The sequence below is a fragment of the Rhodoferax sp. P1_F3 genome (assembly GCF_056405715.1).
In genome coordinates this window covers 603,529-623,639 of the sequence record NZ_JBFUBO010000002.1, presented here as the reverse complement: position 1 = coordinate 623,639, position 20,111 = coordinate 603,529, and the positions used below count along the sequence as shown (strand labels likewise).

14 protein-coding genes and 2 riboswitches are annotated in these 20,111 nt (G+C 61.6%); of the genes, 3 read left to right on the top strand and 11 right to left on the bottom strand.

Translation table 11 applies throughout. From position 1 onward, the window contains the following. Positions 1 to 76: 76 nt before the first annotated feature. A complete protein-coding gene (locus AC1DZ5_RS05635; RefSeq protein WP_477886929.1) occupies positions 77 to 2,281 on the top strand; it encodes an O-antigen ligase family protein in 2,205 nt (734 codons plus the stop codon). A gap of 76 nt (positions 2,282 to 2,357) precedes the next feature. On the opposite strand, the gene AC1DZ5_RS05630 is transcribed toward AC1DZ5_RS05635, so the two are convergent. The 9 genes from AC1DZ5_RS05630 to AC1DZ5_RS05590 all read right to left on the bottom strand — a co-directional run bounded on the left by AC1DZ5_RS05630 (position 2,358) and on the right by AC1DZ5_RS05590 (position 14,835). Next, the gene (locus AC1DZ5_RS05630) at positions 2,358 to 2,747 is read right to left on the bottom strand and encodes a type II secretion system protein (protein ID WP_477886927.1); all 390 of its coding nucleotides are present in this window, start codon (positions 2,745 to 2,747) and stop codon (positions 2,358 to 2,360) included. 182 nt (positions 2,748 to 2,929) lie between these two features. Beyond that, positions 2,930 to 3,397, bottom strand: a complete 468-nt coding sequence (locus AC1DZ5_RS05625; protein WP_477886925.1) for a hypothetical protein — start codon at positions 3,395 to 3,397, stop codon at positions 2,930 to 2,932. 54 nt (positions 3,398 to 3,451) lie between these two features. Beyond that, positions 3,452 to 4,690, bottom strand: coding sequence for a type II secretion system F family protein (locus AC1DZ5_RS05620; protein ID WP_477886923.1), 1,239 nt, complete (start codon positions 4,688 to 4,690; stop codon positions 3,452 to 3,454). Beyond that, complete coding sequence (locus AC1DZ5_RS05615; protein ID WP_477887038.1) at positions 4,690 to 6,468, bottom strand: GspE/PulE family protein; 1,779 nt, start codon at positions 6,466 to 6,468, stop codon at positions 4,690 to 4,692. The genes AC1DZ5_RS05620 and AC1DZ5_RS05615 overlap by 1 nt, the downstream gene beginning before the upstream one ends. 89 nt (positions 6,469 to 6,557) lie before the next feature. Continuing rightward, positions 6,558 to 7,316, bottom strand: coding sequence for an outer membrane lipoprotein (locus tag AC1DZ5_RS05610; protein ID WP_477886921.1), 759 nt, complete (start codon positions 7,314 to 7,316; stop codon positions 6,558 to 6,560). Between the two features lie 121 nt (positions 7,317 to 7,437). After that, the gene (gene metH, locus AC1DZ5_RS05605) at positions 7,438 to 10,203 is read right to left on the bottom strand and encodes a methionine synthase (RefSeq protein WP_477886919.1); all 2,766 of its coding nucleotides are present in this window, start codon (positions 10,201 to 10,203) and stop codon (positions 7,438 to 7,440) included. 22 nt (positions 10,204 to 10,225) lie between these two features. Next, a riboswitch (S-adenosyl-L-homocysteine riboswitch) is annotated at positions 10,226 to 10,311 on the bottom strand. A gap of 6 nt (positions 10,312 to 10,317) precedes the next feature. After that, entirely contained in the window at positions 10,318 to 11,322 is a 1,005-nt protein-coding gene (locus tag AC1DZ5_RS05600) for a Gfo/Idh/MocA family protein (RefSeq protein ID WP_477886917.1), read from the bottom strand. A 15-nt stretch (positions 11,323 to 11,337) separates the two neighbouring features. After that, positions 11,338 to 12,414: a homocysteine S-methyltransferase family protein gene (locus AC1DZ5_RS05595; RefSeq protein WP_477886915.1), complete on the bottom strand. Its 1,077-nt coding sequence runs from the start codon at positions 12,412 to 12,414 to the stop codon at positions 11,338 to 11,340. Positions 12,415 to 12,439: 25 nt separating this feature from the next. After that, positions 12,440 to 12,527: riboswitch (S-adenosyl-L-homocysteine riboswitch) on the bottom strand. A gap of 46 nt (positions 12,528 to 12,573) precedes the next feature. Further along, positions 12,574 to 14,835 (bottom strand): EAL domain-containing protein, encoded by a 2,262-nt coding sequence (locus tag AC1DZ5_RS05590; RefSeq protein WP_477886913.1) that lies wholly within the window; start codon positions 14,833 to 14,835, stop codon positions 12,574 to 12,576. A 135-nt stretch (positions 14,836 to 14,970) separates the two neighbouring features. On the opposite strand from AC1DZ5_RS05590, the gene recQ reads away from it, so the two are divergent. Then, positions 14,971 to 16,851: a DNA helicase RecQ gene (gene recQ, locus AC1DZ5_RS05585; protein ID WP_477886911.1), complete on the top strand. Its 1,881-nt coding sequence runs from the start codon at positions 14,971 to 14,973 to the stop codon at positions 16,849 to 16,851. 47 nt (positions 16,852 to 16,898) lie between these two features. On the opposite strand, the gene AC1DZ5_RS05580 is transcribed toward recQ, so the two are convergent. Further along, the gene (locus AC1DZ5_RS05580) at positions 16,899 to 17,192 is read right to left on the bottom strand and encodes a hypothetical protein (RefSeq protein ID WP_477886909.1); all 294 of its coding nucleotides are present in this window, start codon (positions 17,190 to 17,192) and stop codon (positions 16,899 to 16,901) included. A gap of 142 nt (positions 17,193 to 17,334) precedes the next feature. Further along, on the bottom strand, positions 17,335 to 19,677 hold the full coding sequence (locus AC1DZ5_RS05575) for an AAA family ATPase (protein ID WP_477886907.1): 2,343 nt from the start codon (positions 19,675 to 19,677) through the stop codon (positions 17,335 to 17,337). Positions 19,678 to 19,839: 162 nt separating this feature from the next. Between AC1DZ5_RS05575 and AC1DZ5_RS05570 the strand changes: the two genes are divergently transcribed. Next, on the top strand, positions 19,840 to 19,980 hold the full coding sequence (locus AC1DZ5_RS05570; RefSeq protein ID WP_477886905.1) for a hypothetical protein: 141 nt from the start codon (positions 19,840 to 19,842) through the stop codon (positions 19,978 to 19,980). Positions 19,981 to 20,111 lie beyond the last annotated feature (131 nt).

The window sequence follows — 20,111 nt, the reverse complement described above, 5'->3', positions numbered from 1 at the left end:
ATTTGTTCTTCAAGCGCGTCTTCTCGTGCTGCGAACAAACCCGTTATTGAGCCGCCCCGCCAAGCTTACTCAACCTATGCCGATCACTCCGCACGAAATTGCTGCACAAACCCCATCCATTCCGCAAGGAATAACCCCCACCCCCTTGCATGGCTCCAACGCAACTGTGCTGGTACTGGCCAGCATGATGGCGTTGGTACCTGCTCTGGGCGTTCCCAGCGAGCTAGTTCTGCAGGACACGCTGAAGTCGGCCCTTGTGGCTCTGGGCGTGTTGATAGCAGCCATGGTATTTGTGAGCCGAGGGCTGCGCAAGTCTGGTCCAGTGCATTGGCATGGTCTGGTTTGGCTGCCGCTGGCCCTGTGCGCCTACGCCCTTGGCAGCATGGTTTGGTCGCACACCTACCTTGCCGCCGTGGAAGCCACGCGTTGGGCGCTTTTGAGCCTGTTGCTATGGCTGGGCCTCAATGCCATCACCCGCGAAAACGTACACATCTTAGTTTGGGGCATCCATACGGGTGCGGTTGGCGCTTCCATGTGGACGGCCGCCCAGTTTTGGGGAGACCTTGGCTGGATTCCCCAAGCAGCGACACCAGCCTCAACGTTCGTCAACCGCAATTTCTTTGCGGAGTATGCGGTGTGTGCCCTACCCTTTTCGGTCTTGGCACTAGTGCAATTGCGCGCAGTGCACTGGCGGCAGCTGATGGCTTTGTCCCTGGCGTTCAATGTCGTTGCGCTGATGATGACCGGCACCCGCTCCGCTCTAATTGCGCTGCTGGTGGTTGCGCCGACATTAATCTTCATCGTGTGGCGCTACCGCCTGCAACTGGCCTGGGGCCATTGGAGCAGGGGATCCACCACCTCAGTGGTGTTCGTTTTCATTGCTGGCATCCTCACACTGGGAGTCCTCCCAAGTCACAACACCGCAGTGCTCCAAGAAAAAATGGGCCTCAATGCACTAGAGCGCAGTTTTTTGCGTACAGCGTCGGTCGCTCGCGCCACGGAATACACCGAGGGCTCTTTCTCTATACGTGCTGTGATGTGGAAAGCGTCCGCCCGCATGCTGATGGGCCAACCTTGGACCGGTGTAGGGGCCGGTGCTTGGGAAGTCAAGGTTCCGCTATACCAAGACTCCGGTTCGTCCTTAGAAACGGATTACTACGCGCACAACGAATACCTGCAGCTCTTAGCGGAATATGGTGCCGTGGTAGGCGGCGGCTTTCTAGCTGTTCTCTTTGCTTACTTGCTGCTCAGTGCGGGACGTACCTGGAAGCTCCCCACAGCTGCGCATACCCCGGATGCAGCATTGCGAGCCATCGCTTTGACCAGTCTCTTGGCACTGCTGATTGTCAGCAACGCCGGATTCCCATGGCGCATGGCCAGCACAGGGGCAATATATATGCTGTGCTTGGCCTTACTCGCAGCCACGGACAGCTGGCATGGTTGGAGCGACGGCTTGCGCAGCAGTACCTATCGATGGGCAACGCACTCCTGGCGGGCTGCTTTGGTGGTGCTGGCGTTCAGCACCATGCTTGCCCTGTGGGTTAGCCGGCAAGCGATGCGAGCAGAAGCACAGATTTTGAGCAGTATCGGACTCATGAACCGTGCCGCCATGCAGGCAGAAAGCGACCCGACGTTGGCGCAGACCGCTCGCGCTCAAGCGCAAGTGATGTTGTACGAAGGAATCGCCTTAAACCCCCACTACAGAAAGTTAAGCGCCGTGGCCGCAGAGCAACTCATAGCGAATGGTGATTGGGCCAACGCGACGTGGGCTTTGGAGAGCATCGCTGCTTCCAGACCGCATATCGCGAATGTGTGGGCGAATCTCGTGATGTCCTATTCGGAATTGGGACAGGAAGTACAGGCTCGACATGCATGGCAGGAACTGCAACGTCTACAACCAAACACGCCAAGAGTGAGGGCGCTGGATCTACGCATATTGCAGAAAACAGGACACCCGGTAGAAGCTATCAGCAAGCTAAATAGCTATTTCGATGAAGGTGTTATTGACTACGATCTCACCCAACTGGGGTATGCACTGGGCCTCCAGACCGGCGACCATGCCATCGCCGCGCGCGCGCTGCAACTCCGTGCAAGCATTTGGCCAGAGCTAGCTTTAGACAGCTATTTCAGATTGGGGCATCTCTATTCCAAAGCAGGCCCAGAATTCCAAAAACAAGCCATCTCGGCCTTTCAAAAAGGTCTGAACGTTGCACCGGCGGGAGAAAAGGGAAATTACCATAAACAGGTACCCGCAGCTATCAATCAGTATCTTCTTGATTGAAGAAAAAAAGCGCTTGGCAAGTCATTGCCAAGCGCTTTTTTTTGGGCTCTCGGCCTCAAATGGCGTTGCTGTCTTTCTACAAAATGCCTGTAGCAGAAAACGCGGCGGTAACGTTTGGTACCACGGTGGTGTTTGAAACAACGCAGTTGTTGACAGTCGCATTCACGGCCACAGCTTGGGGTGTAGTAATTGCGTAGCCAGCAGGCAATCCACCTTGCAACGCGTTCGCGACGTTTGCACAATCCGCAACTGCAACAGTTGCCGTAGTTGCGCCTTGGATAAGGCGTGCAGAGTAGTTCACAGAAGAGGCTGAGGACAGACCACCAGCAACACCTTGGGTGGCCGCAGTGATCGCATTGCCCTGCAGGTTCACAAAGCGCGGAAGCGCCACCGCAGCCAACACACCCAAGATCACAATCACCATCACCAACTCAATCAGCGTAAAGCCGCGTTGTACTTGTTTCATGTTGTCCGCCTTTCGTTTGAAAAAACTTCTTGCTCCGTCCTGAAACGGGCTCCAACGTCATCTATAGACGCATTGCAATTTAATTCTATTGCAATGAACTATTGTCGTGCATCAAGTTTGAGGGCTAAGTACGTGATCTGTATCACGATTTACCCTTATTTCGTGGTTTTGTTACATCTACCCTAATCCACCGTCTGGCCCATCCACACATAAAACAGTTGCGGGTTGATCTGCAAAGGTCCAGGTGGTTTGCTGACTTGGAACCACAGGGCTTGCGCTCCGCGGGGTAAGTCCAACCGATCCGTATCCATTGGCCGGTAGCCGACGCACACACAAGCCGGATCAAATACCCAACTGCCGCCCGGCAGTGCAGCCAGCGCCTCTGCGTCGGCCAACCCAGCGTAATTGGCAGGCAGTGAGGCCAACGCCAAAAATGGATTGCGTTGGTTCGGCGTTGCGGATGGTTCTGCTTTGCCGCGACTTCCGGCCACTGCTGCCTCCAGATGCGCGACCACAAGTGCCGTGCGCAGGGCACCCAGGGTGCTTTTGATTTGTGACAGCTCGGCTTGGCCGCGCACGTCACGTATCTGCCACACAAACACAGTGGCCATCACCAACACCAGCAAAACCAGCACGCCCCACTCTGCCAACCGCCCACTCCAAACGGGTGAAGGCTGCGCGACAGGCCGCACCACAGCCACGACCTAGCCGCCGCCCTTGCCCATGGCAGCCTGGCCCATGTTCCACAACGGCAAGAACACGCCGAGCGCTAGCAGTAACACAAGAACACCAACCACCGCCAGCAAAATCGGCTCGATGGAGGCCGACAGGCCCTTGATGCTGTAGTCGGTATCGCGCTCGTACATGGCAGCGATTTCAAACAACAGGTTATCCAGCTCGCCAGTTTCCTCGCCCACATTGATCATTTGCAACACCACGGGGGTGAACACCCCAGTAGCCGCCGCGCAGCGCGAGATGCTTTCACCGCGCTCGATGCCGTCGCGCATTTGCTCAATACGGCTGCCAATGAAGGCGTTGTCCACCGTTTGCGCCACCACGGTCAGTGCTTGCACCAGCGGCACCCCGCTTTGGCTGGACAGTGCAAAGCTGCGGGCAAAACGCGCCAGCGTGGCTTTCAAAATGATGTCGCCAATGATGGGCAACTTGAGCTTGCGCGAGTCCCAACGATAGCGCCCATCAGGCGTGCGTAAATACGCGCGCACGGCCACAATGCTGACAAACACCATGGCGATAAGCAAAGGCCACCAGGAAATCATCCAACTCGAAAACCCCAACAATCCACGCGTGATCAATGGCAATTCGGTGTTGAATCCAGCAAACACTTTGGCAAACACCGGCAGCACAAAAACGTTGAGCACTACGATGGCCACGGCCAAGGCGATAACAACAAACGTGGGGTAGCGCGTCGCCTGCTTGATGCGCTCGCGCACATCGCGTTCAAACTCCATGTGCTCCGTCAGCCGCATAAACACCTCGGTCAGCCGGCCGGTCATCTCACCTACGCGGATCATGGAAATGTAGAACCCCCCAAACAGCGCGCCGTGGCGCGCCAACGCGGCAGACAGTTCACGTCCTTGGTCCAAGCTCGCGCGTATGTCTTTCAGCATGTCCACCATGGCGGGTTTGGTAGCAGAGGCCTCCAGCCCCGCAAACGCGCGCAAGATGGGCACACCCGCCTTGTTCAGCGTGTACATCTGGCGCGAAAAGATCAACAGATCTTCCACCACAATGGGTTTGCGGTTCAGGCGGGCCAGCAGACCCTCGCTGGACTTTTCTTCCTTCACCTCGGCCAGCGCGATGTGCACCGGCGCTACACCAATCGACAGTAGCTGGTCAGCTACGCCACCTTCGGTCAGCGCTTCCAGTTGACCGGTGACGGCTTCTCCCCGGTTGTTGCGGCCGCGCCAGGTGTAAACCGCCATCAGGCAGCCTCGGGATCGAGGTCGTCGTCAGCGTCAAACCCAATGCGCAGCGCCTCTGCCAGCGAAGTGCGCCCCTGGCGCACCATCTCCAGCGCATGGTGGGCCATGGTGTGGCCCTTCATGCGCTCACGCGCAGTGCGCATAAAGCTGGCGGGGTCGGAGTGGGATGCGGCATGGGTCAGCACTGCGTCCATTTCCAGCAACTCGTACACACCTTGTCGGCCAGCATATCCAGTTCCATTGCAATGCGAGCAGCCCAGGCCCCGCTTGGGCGTCAGGGTAGTGCCAGGCGCCAGCATGGTGTCCAGCCAGGACTGCTCTTGCGGTGTGGGCGCATGCGGTGCCGAGCACTCGGGACAATTCATGCGGACCAGGCGCTGGGCAATCACGGCCTGCAAGGAGGTTGCCACCATGAAGGGCGGCACGCCCATGTCCAGCAGCCGGAACGGGGTGCTGATGGCATCGCGCGTGTGCAGTGTCGATAACACCAAATGCCCGGTGATGGCTGCGCGGAGGCCGATCTCAGCCGTCTCTGCATCGCGCATTTCGCCCACCAGAATCACGTCGGGGTCCTGGCGCAGGCAAGCGCGCAGCACACGGGCAAAGGTCAGTTCAATCTTGTCGTTCACCTGCACCTGGGTGATGGCGGGCAGGCGGTACTCCACCGGGTCTTCCACGGTGATGACCTTGAGCTCGGCCGCATTGATTTCAGCCAATGCGGCATACAGCGTGGTGGTCTTGCCAGAACCCGTCGGGCCAGTGACCAGCACCATGCCGGAGCTGCGGGATAGCACCTCGCGAAAGCGCTTGAGCATGTCCGGCGGCATGCCGATGGTGTCCAGCCGCCGCATGCCGGCACCCTGGTTCAATAGCCGCATGACCGCGGATTCGCCATAGGTCGTAGGCAGCGTGGAAAGCCGTACGTCAATCGTGTTGTCCTTCAGACGCACGCTGAAACGGCCGTCCTGCGGCAGACGCTTCTCGGAAATATCCAAACCGGCCATGAGCTTCAGGCGCTGGGCCAGCGCGCCGCCAATGCGCTTATCGGCCTGGGTCTGGGTTTGCAACACGCCGTCCACGCGCACGCGGATTTGCAGAAAACCCTCTTGTGGCTCAATGTGCACATCCGATGCCCCCACCTGCGTGGCATCTTCAAACAGCGACTGCAGCAGGCGCACCACGGGGGCGCCTTCAATGCCCACGGTAGCGGTCAATTCGCCAAAGTCCACCGCGTCGCCCAGGTCTTTTTCCAGGGCGCGGGCCAGACCGCTGATTTCTTCCGTGCGGCGGTAGAGCCGGTCAAACGCGAGCGCCAACTGGCTCTCGGGCACCGCGGCAATGCCGATATTGCGCTTGAGCAGGCGGGTCAGTTCGTCGTAGGCAAACAGGTCTAGGGGGTCGCCCAGCGCTACCAACAGACTGTCACCCTTGTCTTCCAGCACCAACGCCTTGAAACGCCGGGCTGCACTTTCCGGCAACAGCTTGGTGACTTCGGCCCGAAACGGAAACGTCTTCAGGTTGACAAAGGGAATGCGCAGTTGGCGGGCCAAGCCATTGGCCAGCAGCTCTTCGGTGATGACCCCGGTTTCGATCAGCAGGCGCCCCACCTTTTTGCCGGTGGTGCGCTGCAGCTCCAGGGTTTGCTGCAGCTGCTCTTGGGAAATCAGGCGCTGCTGGACCAGCACGTCGCCCAGCCGCAGTTTTTCAGGGCGGCCTGGGGGCGGAGGCGGTGACGACGGGCGAGACCCGTCGGGCGCACCGGGCGCTGCCGTTGCCATGTTCATGCGCTATTCCTTTTGCGGTTTGCAAAAATAATAGCACGCAAGCCCGTTTCAAAGGGGGCGAACCACTCCTGAACCGCTCTTGGTCAGGCGGCGGGCGCGGGCTCATTAGCCGGGCTGATGCTGTTGCCCTCCACCTTGACGCGTGCGCCAACCGTAGCGGGACTACTCTGCTCGATAGAGCGCATCGAACCGTCTTCCATGCGGACTTCCACCCGGTAGACCATGTCTTTCTTCATCTTCTTCTCTACAGTGTTGCCGGCCCAGCCGCCACCCAGAACACCGGCGATGGTGGCCAGCGCCTTGCCGTCACCGCCACCAAACTGGTTGCCGACCAACCCGCCCAGCACTGCGCCGGCCACTGCGCCCGCGCCGCTGGGCTTAGCCTCACGCTCCACCGGGGTGACAGACTCGACCGTACCGCACACCGCGCAAATGGCCTTGTGTGGGGTGCCGGAGGCCACGGGCACGCCCGCTCCGGTGGGGGCGGCGTCAATCACCTCCCAAGGCTCGGTGGTCGGGGGCTTGGCAGCTACAGTGCTATGTGCCTTCGCGCTGGCCGACTGAGATTTCACTATCTTTTTAGGAGCTGCTAGCGCAGGTTTGGCGGGGGCTTCCGTCACTATTTCTTCATTTTTAGTCGCCAGCTCGGGCTCCAGCACCGAGGCGACGGTGGCCACGGGTGTCAGCGGAGTTGACGCGGCTATTTCTTCACCACTTTGGCGATTCACCTGCACCAGCGCGGCCCCCAGGGCCAGCGTGGTCGCGCCCAAGGCCGCAATGACAGCCCACAGCATCCGGTGGGCGCCGGGTTGGGGCACTCCGGGAATGGCGACAGTACTCATGGTTTTCCTCCAGCAAAAGGGGCTTGGTGCCCGTTAAGCCAAAGGTACACACCGCAACCGGCCGCGGCGTGTCTGATTTGTAACGCTGGGTAAAGCCGGCACCTTGGTCGGCACCAACTGCTTACAAATTGGGCGCCAGCAGGCGCTGCAGCTCAGCCTGGTTCAGGTTGCGGCGCTGGGCTAGGTCCTGCACCTGGTCGTCGCTGATCTTGCCCACGTTGAAGTACGTGGCATCCGGATGGCCAATGTAGAAGCCGCTGACACTGGCCGCCGGGGTCATGGCCAGGCTCTCGGTCACCGCCATGCCGATTTCTTCGGACTGCAGCAGGTCGAACATGTCCTTCTTGACACTGTGGTCCGGGCAGGCCGGGTAGCCGGGCGCGGGGCGTATGCCCCTGTACTTTTCGGCAATCAGATCCTCATTACTCAGCGCCTCGTCGGCCGCATAGCCCCACAGGTCGGTGCGCACGCGGTGGTGCAGCGCTTCGGCGAAGGCCTCGGCCAGACGGTCGGCAATGGACTTGAGCATGATGGCCGAGTAGTCGTCCAGGTCGTCCAGGAAGTACTTTTCCTTCTTGTCCACGCCAATGCCGGCCGTTACCGCGAACAGGCCCGCGTAGTCCGCCTTCACACCCTTGGGCGCCACAAAGTCGGCCAGGCAGCGGCTGGGACGCATCACGCCGTCAATCTCCTGCTTCTCGGTCTGCTGGCGCAGGCCGTACCAGGTCATCGCGACTTCGGAACGGCTTTCATCGGTGTAGAACTCGATGTCGTCGTCGTTCACCGTGTTGGCCGGGTACAGCGCCACGACGGCGTTGGCGGTCAGCCAACGGCCTTCGATCAGGCGCTTGAGCATGCGCTGGCCGTCGGCGTACACGCGCACGGCCTCGGTACCCACCACCTCGTCCTTCAAGATCGCAGGGAACGGTCCTGCCAAGTCCCAGGTCTGGAAGAAGGGGCCCCAGTCGATGTACTTGGCCAGCTCACCCAGGTCAAAGTTCTTGAAGACGCGGCGGCCGATGAACTTCGGCACCGTGGGCTGGTGCGCAGCCCAGTCGATCGGCGTCTTGTTGGCGCGTGCCTTGGCCAGAGGCCACATCGGTGTCTGCTTCTTGTTGGCGTGCTGGTGGCGTACCTTGTCGTAGTCAGAGTTCAGCTCGTCGATGTACTTGGTCGCACTGTCGCTCAGCAGGCTTTGCGCCACGCTCACGCTGCGCGAGGCGTCGGGCACATAGACCACGGGGCCTTCGTAGTGCGGCGAGATCTTCACCGCCGTGTGCACACGGCTGGTGGTGGCGCCGCCGATGAGCAGCGGGATTTTCTTGATGCGGAAGTAGTCGTCCTTCTGCATCTCGCCGGCCACGTACTGCATTTCTTCCAGGCTGGGCGTGATCAGGCCGGACAGGCCAATGATGTCCGCGCCTTCGATCTTGGCGCGCGCCAGAATCTCGTGGCAGGGCACCATCACACCCATGTTGACCACGTCGAAGTTGTTGCACTGCAAGACCACGGTCACGATGTTCTTGCCAATGTCGTGCACGTCGCCCTTCACCGTGGCGATGACGATCTTGCCCTTGGCCTTGGCTTCGCCACCAGCCTCCACCATGGCCAGCTTTTCGGCCTCGATATAGGGCAGCAGGTGGGCCACGGCGCTCTTCATCACGCGCGCGCTTTTCACCACCTGAGGCAAAAACATCTTGCCCTGGCCGAACAGGTCGCCCACCACGTTCATACCGTCCATCAGCGGGCCTTCGATCACATGCAGCGGGCGGCCGCCCTTGGCCAGCACGTTCTGGTAGGCCTCTTCGGTGTCTTGGGTGATGAAGTCGGTGATGCCGTGCACAAGGGCATGGCTCAGGCGCTGCCCGACGGACGCGGGCGCCTCGGGCGTGCCGCGCCACTCCAGCTTCTTGCTTTCGTCCTTGGCACCGCTTTTGGCAGTCTCCGCAATCTCCACCAGGCGCTCGCCCGCGTCGTCGCGGCGGTTCAGCACCACGTCTTCCACGCGCTCGCGCAGCACGGGCTCCAGGTCGTCGTACACGCCCACCATGCCGGCGTTGACGATGCCCATGTCCATACCCGCCTGGATGGCGTGGTACAGAAACACGGTGTGGATGGCCTCGCGCACCGGGTCGTTGCCGCGGAAGCTGAACGACACGTTGGACACACCGCCACTCACCTTGGCGCCGGGCAGGTTTTCCTTGATCCAGCGCGTGGCGTTGATAAAGTCCACCGCGTAGTTGTTGTGCTCTTCAATGCCGGTGGCAATGGCAAAGATGTTGGGGTCGAAGATGATGTCTTCCGCCGGGAAGTCGATCTCGTCCACCAGGATGCGGTAAGCGCGTTCGCAAATCTCCACCTTGCGCTCGTAGGTGTCGGCCTGGCCTTTTTCGTCAAAAGCCATCACCACAGCGGCAGCACCATAGCGGCGCAGCAGCTTGGCCTGGTGCTTGAAGGCGTCCACGCCCTCTTTCATGCTGATGGAGTTCACCACCGCCTTGCCCTGCACACAGCGCAGGCCGGCCTCGATCACGCTCCACTTGGAGCTGTCGATCATGATGGGCACACGGGAAATATCGGGCTCGGACGCAATCAGGTTCAGGAAGCGGACCATGGCGGCCTGGCTGTCCAGCATGGCCTCGTCCATATTGATGTCGATGATCTGGGCGCCGTTTTCCACTTGCTGGCGGGCCACAGCCAGCGCTTCCTCGAACTGGCCATTCAGGATCATGCGGGCAAAGGCCTTGGAGCCGGTGACGTTGGTGCGCTCACCCACATTGACGAACAGGCTACTGCTGTCGATCAGGACCGGCTCCAGACCGGAGAGCATCATGGGCGCTACGTTTTTAATAGCTGCTTGCGCAGTGTTGGCGGGGGCTTGGGGCATAAACTCACCTGAAAAATGGGGTCACAGGTGAGCGTCGTTGCGAGGGTGGCACCACCCGGTCCAAGCCTGACAAACCGCACCGGGTTTGCTGCAACGCTCCTTGGAGACCCAATTTTAACCGGCAACGACTTCCCAGGCACCACTGCGCTGCGAGGCAAACAGCGCATCGATGATGCGCATGTTCTGGATGGCGTCTTCCACACCGTAGTGCAGAGGCTGTGCGCCGCGGATGGCCAACGAGAAGGCATCCCCTTCCAGGCTGTACTGGTCGCAGGCGGCAAAGGTCTCGACCGCCGCTTCGCGGCCACCCAACACCTTGCCATCATCCACAAAGATGCGGGTTTCCTGGCCCTGGGGGGCGTTGAACGGAATCTCAATCTCCACCCGTTTCTCGGTGCCAATGGCGTGCACCCGTTGGTAGGGCGTGGTTTGCATGGACACAGTGAAATCCAGACGGCGACCACCGCCAAAGTCCAGCAATGCGCTGAAGGTGCGGTCCACACCGAAGTCCGGATCCATGTCCGCCAGCGCCATCACGCGCACGGGCTCAGCGCCAAACAGGAAGCGACCGGCCACGATGGGATAACAGCCAATGTCCATCAGCGCACCGCCGCCCTTGGCAGCGTCATTGCGGATGTTGTCCGCGTTGCGGTTGAAGTACGAGAACCACGCCTGCACCGTGCGCAGCTCGCCCAGCGCGCCACTCTGCACCAATTCGCGCGTGCGCAGCCACTGCGGGTGAAAGCGCACCATGAAGGCTTCCATGATGTGCACCTTGCCAGCCACTTCGCGCAACTGCGCTGCTTCATTGGCATTGAGCGCAACCGGCTTCTCGCACAGCACATGCTTGCCCGCACGCGCTGCGGCCAGCGTCATCGGCACGTGCAGGTCGTTGGGCAAGGGGTTGTAAATGGCCTCGATGGCCGGGTCAGCCAGCAGCTCTTCGTATGAACCATACGCCTTCGGAATACCCAACGTATCAGCCGCAGCCCGCGCGCTGGGCAAGCTGCGCGAGGCAATCGCCTGCACGTCGCACCACTGGCTGCGCATCAGCGCAGGCGTGACCTTCTCCATGCCGATCTTGGCGGTGCTGAGCACGCCCCAGGTGACTTTTTTCATTGCAATGTCCTCAGTTCAGGCGGCTTCTTTGTAGAAGAAATTGCGCTGCACGCTGCGCGCAGCAATCGGGTTCACCGCATGGGCGATGGCGCCAATGTGGTCAGGCGTAGTGCCGCAGCAGCCGCCCACAATATTCACCAGACCTTCCTCGGCAAACTCGCGCACCAGGCGGCTGGTTACGTCCGGCGTTTCGTCAAAGCCGGTGTCGCTCATGGGGTTGGGCAGACCGGCGTTGGGGTAGCAGCTGATGAAGGTGTCCGGCGCCACCTTGTTCAGTTCCTGAATGTAGGGGCGCATCAGCGCCGCACCCAGCGCACAGTTCAGGCCTATGGCCAGCGGCTGCGCATGCCGCACGCTGTGCCAGAAGGCCGTGACGGTCTGGCCACTCAATATGCGGCCCGACGCGTCGGTCACTGTGCCGCTGATGATGATGGGCAGGCGCTCGCCGCTGGCTTCAAAGTACTCGTCCACCGCAAACAGCGCGGCCTTGGCGTTCAGCGTGTCAAAGATGGTTTCCACCAAAATTACGTCGCTGCCGCCCTCCACCAGCGCTTTGGTCTGGTCGTAGTAGGCGGCGCGCAGCTCTTCAAAGGTGACGTTGCGCGCGCCGGGGTCATTCACATCGGGGCTGATGCTGGCCGTCTTGGGCGTGGGGCCCAGGGCGCCGGCCACAAAGCGGGGTTTGTCCGGCGTGCTGTATTTGTCGCAGGCGGCGCGGGCCAGCTTGGCCGACACCAGGTTCATCTCAATGGCCAGGTCGGCCATGTCGTAGTCGGCCTGGGCCACCGTGGTGGCGCCAAAGGTGTTGGTCTCGATCAGGTCGGCACCCGCGGCCAGGTAGCGCTCGTGGATGTCGCTGATCACGTCCGGCCGGGTGAGGCTCAACAATTCGTTGTTGCCTTTGACGTCCTTGTGGAAGTCCTTGAAGCGGTCGCCCTGGCTGCCCGGGCCGGTGTAACCCTCGCCACGGTACTGCGCCTCGCCCAGCTTGAAGCGCTGGATCATGGTGCCCATGGCGCCGTCCAAAATGGCGATGCGCTTCTCCAGAATGCCTGGCAGGGCTTGTGCGCGGGTGTAGGTGATGGGCTTCATGGATGCGGCTCACTGTGTGGTTTTAAACAAGTGAGCGCAGTTGGGAGTCCCAAGCCTGACCGGAGGCCTGCCTGTCGTAGAGGCAGGCGCCAGCTGCAGCGCCCCTTGGGATTTGACTATTTTAATTCACAACGCAGCGGCCGTGAAGGCTAAATGGTCTTAAGCCTGGCCCAGGTGCAGCGCCAACAATGCGTCCAGCGGCATGGGGTGGCCGACTGCATAGCCTTGGGCATAGTGCACGCCAAAGCCGCACAACACAGCCAGAATGGCCGGACTCTCGACAAACTCGGCCACGGTTTTCTTACCCATGAGGCAGCCAATCTCGTGGATGGACTTCACCATGGCCAAGCTGATGGGGTCGGTGACAATGTCGCGCACAAACTGGCCGTCGATCTTGAGTTCGTCCACCGGCAGGTTGCGCAAATAGGCAAAAGACGACAGGCCACTGCCAAAGTCGTCCAGTGACAGCTTGCAGCCCAGTTGGCGCAGGGTGTCGATGAAATGCTTCGCCGTGTGCAAGTTGCTGATGGCGGCGGTCTCCGTGATCTCAAAGCACAGCTTGCGGCACGGCAAGGGCGTGTGGGCCAGCGTGTCCAGCACAAAGGCCATGAACACCTCGTCGCCCAGCGACTGACCCGACAGGTTGATCGAGCACTGGTCAATGTGGTCCTGGTGCGCCACCATCCACTCCAGCGCGTGCGTCACCACCCAGCGGTCCACGCGGGCGGCGAGGTGGTAGCGCTCCACCGCAGGCATGAACTGACCTGGCAGCACCAGCGCGCCCGCCTCGTCCCGCAGGCGCAGCAAAAATTCGCAGTGCAGCCCCACCGCGGGGCCGGGGTTGATGGGCACGATGGGCTGGCCATAGAGCACGAAGCGGTCTTCTTGCAGCGCACGCTCGATGCGGCTGACCCACTCCATCACGCCATAACGCTGCGCCAGCGCCGGGTCGTCACTCGCATAGACGTGGATGCGGCCACGGCCTGAATCCTTGGCCACGTAGCAGGCGCTGTCGGCGGCCTGCAAGAGTGCGCCCACGCTTTCACTCTGCGCATCCAGCACCACCATGCCCACACTCACGCCCACGCCAAAACTCTGGTCGCGCCAGGTAAAGCGGTAGGCCGCCAGGCTCAGCTGCAGGCGCTCTGCCACGCGCAGGGCCTGGGCCACGGTCTGGTGGGTCAGGACGATGCCGAACTCGTCCCCACCTATGCGGCACAGGTGGTCTTCCTCGCGCAGCACCTCCGAGAACAGCTGTGCGGTCTGGCGCAGCAGCTCGTCGCCCGCCGTGTGGCCGCAGGTGTCGTTCACCACTTTGAATTCGTCCAGGTCCAGGTAGCAGACCACGTGGCGCTGGTCCTGGTCGCGCGTGCGGTCAAAGCATTCGGCCAGCGCCTGTTCAAAGGCGCGCCGGTTGCCCAGTCCGGTCAATTCGTCGTGTGTGGCCTGAAAGGCCATTTCCTGGCTCAGGCGGCGCTGCTCGGTTACATCGCGGAACACCAGCACCGCGCCCTGCACCTCGCCATCGGCGTCGCGGATGGGCGAGACCGCGGCCTCGACCAGCAAAGTGCCCTCCAGGCGGTGCGCCAGGCTGAGCTGGGGATAGCGGTGGGTTTCCGCCGCCGCGATGGCATCGGCCACCAGATCCGCGCGAGGCGCCGCCGCTTCGGCGGTGCTCAAGTTGAACACCGTCCGGTAAGGGCGCCCCACAGCGCCCGCCAGCGTCCAGCCCGTCAGCGCCTCGGCCACGGGGTTGATGTAGAGCAACTCGCCTTCGGCATTGGTGGTGATCACCGCGTCGCTGATGGAGTGCAGGGTGACCTGCAGGCGTTCTTTCTCTTGGTACAGCGCGTCTTCGGCAAACTTGCGCGCCTGCATGAAGCGCACCCGGTCCAGCGCCACAGCCACGTGGCCGGCCAGCGCTTGCATGAAATCGATCTGCCAATCGGCCGGAGGGCGCACGCCCTCCCCATCGCCAAAGGTACCAATACCCACAGCGCCTAGACGCTCATCTGCCAGCAGCAGCGGCACATTGATGATGGTGCGGTTGTGCAGCTGCGCCACCACCTCTTTGTTGGTGCGCGGGTCAGTCCGTGCGTCGTTGACCACGACCACGTGGTCGGCCGCCAGGATTTCCTCCAGCATGCGGTCGCCCGCAATGGGAATGTCCATGGTCTGTGCCTTGGCATGCAGTTGCCGGTAGTCCGCATCGGACGTGGCCTGGCTGATGACAGACACAAACCCGGGGCGGTCGCCTATCAAAGCCAGCCAGGCGTGGGCGTAGCCCAAAACGTCTTCCACCACAGGCGCCACGGCGGCCAGAATGTCGGGCAGGGTCCAAGCGCGTTCCAGTCGCTTGCACAGCTGCAACAAGGCCTTGGTTTGCAACTGGGTGTCGAGCACGATGGGCTGGTCGATCATGGGTTCAAGTGTAGCGACAGGCTTGCCCGACAATAGGAGAATTTCCCTTCATCCGGCGCCGCGCACCGGCGAAGCCTGGGTTTTGAATGTTTTAGTGCTCTAGCCCCCGTAACCACCGCGCCAATAGCTCCTATTTTGATAGCAGAAACTTATTCTTCCAGCGCCACTCTGGATGCCTGCAGCAACATTTTGCGCACCGTGTTTGGCTACGACGCCTTCCGCGGCCCGCAGCAGGCCATCGTGGAACACGTGGCCGATGGCGGCGATGCGCTGGTGCTCATGCCCACGGGCGGAGGCAAGAGTCTGTGTTACCAGGTACCGGCCATCGTGCGCCAGCAGGCCGGGCTAGGTGCCACGCTGGTCATCTCGCCACTGATTGCCCTGATGCACGACCAGGTGGGCGCGCTGCATGAAGCCGGCGTCAGCGCCGCCTTTCTCAATTCCACGCTGAGCGGCGACGAGGCCTACCAGATCGAACAACAACTGCTGCGCGGCGAGATCACCTTGCTCTACGCCGCGCCGGAGCGGGTGAACAACGCGCGCTTCTTGGCGTTGCTGGATTCGCTGTTCGAACGCGGCAAGCTGAGCCTGTTTGCCATTGACGAGGCCCATTGTGTGAGCCAGTGGGGCCACGACTTCCGGCCCGACTACCGCAACCTGACGGTGCTGCATGAGCGCTACCCCGGCGTGCCCCGCATCGCACTCACCGCCACGGCCGACGACCTGACGCGCGCCGACATCCTGGAGCGGCTGCAGCTCGAAGACGCGCGCGCCTTTGTCAGCAGCTTTGACCGACCCAACATCCGCTACACCATCGTCGAGAAGAAAGATTCCACGCTGCAGCTGCTGCGCTTCATTGAACGCGAGCACGAGGGCGAGGCCGGCATCGTCTACTGCCAGAGCCGCAAGAAGGTGGAAGACATGGCGCAGACCCTGGTGGACGCGGGCATCAAGGCCCTGCCCTACCACGCAGGGCTGGACGCCAAAGTGCGCCAGACCCACCAGGACCGGTTTTTGCGCGAGGAAGGCATCGTCATGGTAGCCACCATCGCCTTCGGCATGGGCATCGACAAGCCCGATGTGCGCTTTGTGGCCCACCGCGACATGCCCAAGAACATCGAAGGCTACTACCAGGAAACCGGCCGCGCCGGCCGCGACGGCCTGGCCGCCGACGCCTGGATGGCCTATGGCCTGCAAGACGTGGTGAACCAGCGCCGCATGATTGACGAAAGCCCGGCTGGCGAAGAATTCAAGCAGGTGATGCGCGGCAAGCTCGACGCCCTGCTGGGCCTGGCCGAGGCCACGGACTGCCGCCGGGTGCGGCTGCTGGGCTACTTTGGCGAGGCCAGCCAGCCCTGTGGCAACTGTGACAACTGCCTGAACCCGCCCGCCGTGTGGGACGGCACCGACGCCGCCCGCAAACTGCTGTCCACCATCTACCGCATCCAGCAGATGAGTGGCGTGAGCTTTGGTGCCGGGCACCTGATGGACATCGTGCGTGGCAAAACGACGGAGAAAGTCACGCAGTACGGCCACGCCAGCCTAAGCACCTTTGGCGTGGGGACAGATTTTTCGGAGCTTCAGCTGCGTGGCGTGCTGCGCCAGTTGATTGCCATGGGCGCGGTGGCGGTGCAGGGCGAGTTCAACACCATGCAGCTCACGGCCGAATCACGGGCGGTGCTCAAAGGCGAGGTGCCAGTGAGTTTGCGTGAATCCGTGTCAGCCCCGGCGGACCGCAAGAGCCGACGCAATCCGCGCCTGGGTGCCGTGGTCAAAGCGCCCATCAACCTGGACAGCGAAGGCCTGCTGCGCTACTCGGCCCTCAAGGCCTGGCGAGCGGATGTGGCCAAAGAACACAACCTTCCCGCCTATGTGATTTTTCATGACGCCACGTTGGCAGCCATTGCACAGCGGGCACCCCAGAGCCTGGAAGACCTGCAGGGCATCAGCGGCATAGGCGCCAAGAAGCTGGAAGCCTATGCCAGCGATGTGCTGCGGGTGGTGGCGCTGGAATAAAAAGCCGACGCTGGGACGTAAGCCCAAGGCCGGCCCAGCACGGGGGCTTAGTGGCGGCGGAAGCCGCTTTCGTACGCCATGGCGGCACCCGACATGGTATTTTCCAAGCGCTCGATAGCGCGCATGTGGCGAGCGGAACAACTGGCGTCGGCCGCTTTGGCACGGTGGTGCTGCACCAGCGCCTGGAACTTGGTGCGGCAGGCTTCGAGCGCGCCGGCAAAGTTCAGGGCAATGTACGCCGAGTGGTCCGCATGGGTTTGGCGGAATTCGCCAGACCAGTAGTCAAACAGCTGCCACTTGTAAGTACCTTTTTCAGGTACTTGAATCGTATCTCTGTGCATATATACAGTGCAAAGGGAGAGAAATAGGCACCGGCCACCAGTCAACGTTCCAACGAACTGGGGAAATTCAGTACCCGCCTGTGCCTAATACGCATGAGCGTATCGGGCGGTTGACAGGCGGGACAAAAAAATTACGGGGGAGTTACGGCAGAAAGCCCATGCCCCGGTTCTCCCGCACCTCAGGTTTGATGCGGTGCTCGGCCTCCAGCTGGTCCAAGAACTCCTCGGGGCTCAGGCTGACATCCAGAATCATGGCCTGGCGCTTGACGGCGGCAAAGTCTCCCAGGCACAGCTGGTCCAGCCCGGCCAGGCGACTGGCCAGAGCCGGCGTCAGGCGCCCTGCGTCATTCGCACAGGCTTCCGTCACAAACACGGTCGTCCGCTGCGCCGCAGACAGGGGCTTGAACTGAATCTTGAAAGTGAAGCGACGCAGCGCCGCTTGGTCAATCCGGTCCATGAGGTTGGTGGTGCAAACAAAAATGCCCCGGAACCGCTCCATGCCCTGCAGCATTTCGTTCACCTCGGTTACCTCATAGCTGCGTTGGGCGCCGCGCCGGTCCTGCAGAAAACTATCTGCTTCGTCCAGCAGCAAGATCGCCCCTTCGGACTCCGCCTCACGGAACATGGCGGCCATGTTGTGCTCGGTTTCTCCGATGTACTTGCTCATCAAATCGCTGGCCTGGCGCATCATCAGTGGTTTGTTGAGCGCCTGCGCCAGGTGCTCGGCCAGGGCGGTCTTGCCCGTGCCCGGAGGGCCATAAAAGCACAGCGTGCCGTGGCCACGGGTGTGCAAGGCCTGCACGATGCGTGGCACCTCAAACCGCGACTCCACGTTCAGGTGGCTGAGCTGGTACTGGCTCAGTGCCGTGGGCACGGCCGCAGCGGCGGCAGGGTTGCCTAGCGCCAGGTCGGCATTTTTTAGCTGCCGCTCAATCAGGGCCTCCAGCCCCACCGAGTCCGCCTCAGCCATTGGTTGCACAGCCCCCGGGCTGCGGGCCAGGCCAGCAAAGCGCACCGCGGTGCGAATTTGTGCAGGGGTCAGTCCCTTGCGGCTAGTAAGCCGGGCCACAAAAGCATCCGACACCTGCACGCCCTCGAGCGTCTTGCGCACCAAGCCTTCGCGCGCACCGGGTGGTGGCGATTTGAGCTCCAGGTGGTAGGCAAAGCGGCGGCGGAAGGCTGGATCAATCTGCTCAATGCGGTTGGTCACCCACAGCGTGGGCACCACGTTGGACTCCAGAATCTGGTTCACCCAGGCCTTGCCGCTCACGCTGCCACTGGCTGGCGCGGCCGAGGCATCTGCCCGCGCGATCAGGTGGGCGGCCTCGTTGGACAGCGGGGGGAACACATCCTCCACCTCGTCAAACAGCAGGGCCGCTTGGGCGCTGCCTTTGAGGAACACCTGGGCGATTTGCAGCGAGCGGTAACGATCGCGTCCGCTCAGCGAGTTGCCATCGCGGTCGGCATATTCGACTTCAAACAGCTCCAGCCCCGCGTGCTGCGCCACCACCTTGGCCAGCTCGGTTTTCCCAGTGCCGGGCGGGCCGTAAAGAAGCACATTGATACCCACTTCTTTGCGCGCCACGGCATTCGCCAGCAGGTTGCACATGATCGAAGCATCTTCGCTGACGAAGTTGAAATCCTGCAAACACAGCGTACTTTTGGTGGAGAGCCTGGTGAACACCGCCATCAGCTCCGACTGGTCGCGGTAGTGGCGCATCAGCACCGGTGGCAGTTTTTCACTGACTTTCATCAGATCGGCCAGGTCGGTGATGTTGTGCTCGGAGATCAGGTTTTCCACCAGCCCAATGCGCTCCAGGCGCGAGCCGGCGCGTAGCGCCTCGCCCAGCTCCTGGGCGCTCACACCCGCCACCTCGGCAATGGCGGCATAGGCCTCGGGCGCGTTGTTCACCTTGAATTCGACCAGGATGCTGCGCATGTCGCGCTGGTAGCGCGCCAGCGTGCCGTACAGCAGCAGCGCGCGCTCGGCCTTATTGAGTTGCAGCAAGCCGGCCAGCGCATTGATGTTCTTTTCTACCAGCGTGGATTGCTTTTTGAGCGCGTGGCTCAGCCACTCGCCGGTGACCGACAGCACGGTAAGAAGGTCCTTGGGCTGGTCCTTGGCGTATTCGTCCAGAAAGAAAAACACCGTGGCTTCGTCATAGGGGCCGCACCAGACACCGTAACGCGCCAGAAATTCGCCCGCGTCCAGCGCTTCGTGGCCGCGCCAGAGTTCGTTACCCTGGCAGCGGCGCGCCAGGAATTCGCGCAGGCGCCCCAGCACCGAGACCGGCCACACCAAGTGGCGCCCGGCCAGGCCGACCACGCCATTGAAATCGCGCCGCACATTGAAACTGGCACCTTGGCGCGCGGCAAGCGTCAATACAAAGTGTGAGCACATCAAATCCAACACCGGCGCTTCTTGCAGGCCCGGCGAGGGAATGAGATGCCCACCTAGGGGCTGGAACAGCGAACGCTTGGCCATCAACCGCCTCCAGCACTGCGACGTGCTGAAATGACGATAGCGCAGTCCGAGCCAAGATGGAAGCCTTGGGCAGAAATTTCCATGCAAGCGCTTCGGAGTCGTCCGTGGAGCGCCTTGTGGGTAAAATTCAGCCTCCCCTAACGAAGAACACAAGGATTGCCCATGTCTGCACCAGACAACCACTCTGACGACCACGCTGCGGATCCCGTGGACGCCGTCGTCCCCATGATGCCCATCGTGCTCCCCCTGGTGGGCGGCGTGCTGATGTTCTTGCTGGCCTTCATCGCCGTGTCCATGGCCTGATAGGTCTTCCGCCCGGTCTGCGCCACGCATTCCGGGCTTGCCCGCCGGCAACCTCACCGGCGCGGCCTGTCTTTCGCTAGCCCCTGCCACGCTGCAGGCCTGCTAGGCCTCCTTCCTCTTCGCTGTTGCAC

Excerpts from the sequence above, each read along its gene's own strand:
- AC1DZ5_RS05610 (WP_477886921.1), bottom strand. The coding sequence starts at position 7,316 with ATGAGTACTGTCGCCATTCCCGGAGTGCCCCAACCCGGCGCCCACCGG.
- AC1DZ5_RS05595 (WP_477886915.1), bottom strand. The coding sequence starts at position 12,414 with ATGAAGCCCATCACCTACACCCGCGCACAAGCCCTGCCAGGCATTCTG.
- AC1DZ5_RS05615 (WP_477887038.1), bottom strand. The coding sequence starts at position 6,468 with ATGGCAACGGCAGCGCCCGGTGCGCCCGACGGGTCTCGCCCGTCGTCA.
- AC1DZ5_RS05570 (WP_477886905.1), top strand. The coding sequence starts at position 19,840 with ATGTCTGCACCAGACAACCACTCTGACGACCACGCTGCGGATCCCGTG.
- AC1DZ5_RS05590 (WP_477886913.1), bottom strand. The coding sequence starts at position 14,835 with ATGATCGACCAGCCCATCGTGCTCGACACCCAGTTGCAAACCAAGGCC.
- AC1DZ5_RS05575 (WP_477886907.1), bottom strand. The coding sequence starts at position 19,677 with ATGGCCAAGCGTTCGCTGTTCCAGCCCCTAGGTGGGCATCTCATTCCC.
- AC1DZ5_RS05635 (WP_477886929.1), top strand. The coding sequence starts at position 77 with ATGCCGATCACTCCGCACGAAATTGCTGCACAAACCCCATCCATTCCG.
- AC1DZ5_RS05630 (WP_477886927.1), bottom strand. The coding sequence starts at position 2,747 with ATGAAACAAGTACAACGCGGCTTTACGCTGATTGAGTTGGTGATGGTG.
- AC1DZ5_RS05580 (WP_477886909.1), bottom strand. The coding sequence starts at position 17,192 with ATGCACAGAGATACGATTCAAGTACCTGAAAAAGGTACTTACAAGTGG.
- metH (WP_477886919.1), bottom strand. The coding sequence starts at position 10,203 with ATGCCCCAAGCCCCCGCCAACACTGCGCAAGCAGCTATTAAAAACGTA.
- AC1DZ5_RS05600 (WP_477886917.1), bottom strand. The coding sequence starts at position 11,322 with ATGAAAAAAGTCACCTGGGGCGTGCTCAGCACCGCCAAGATCGGCATG.
- AC1DZ5_RS05620 (WP_477886923.1), bottom strand. The coding sequence starts at position 4,690 with ATGGCGGTTTACACCTGGCGCGGCCGCAACAACCGGGGAGAAGCCGTC.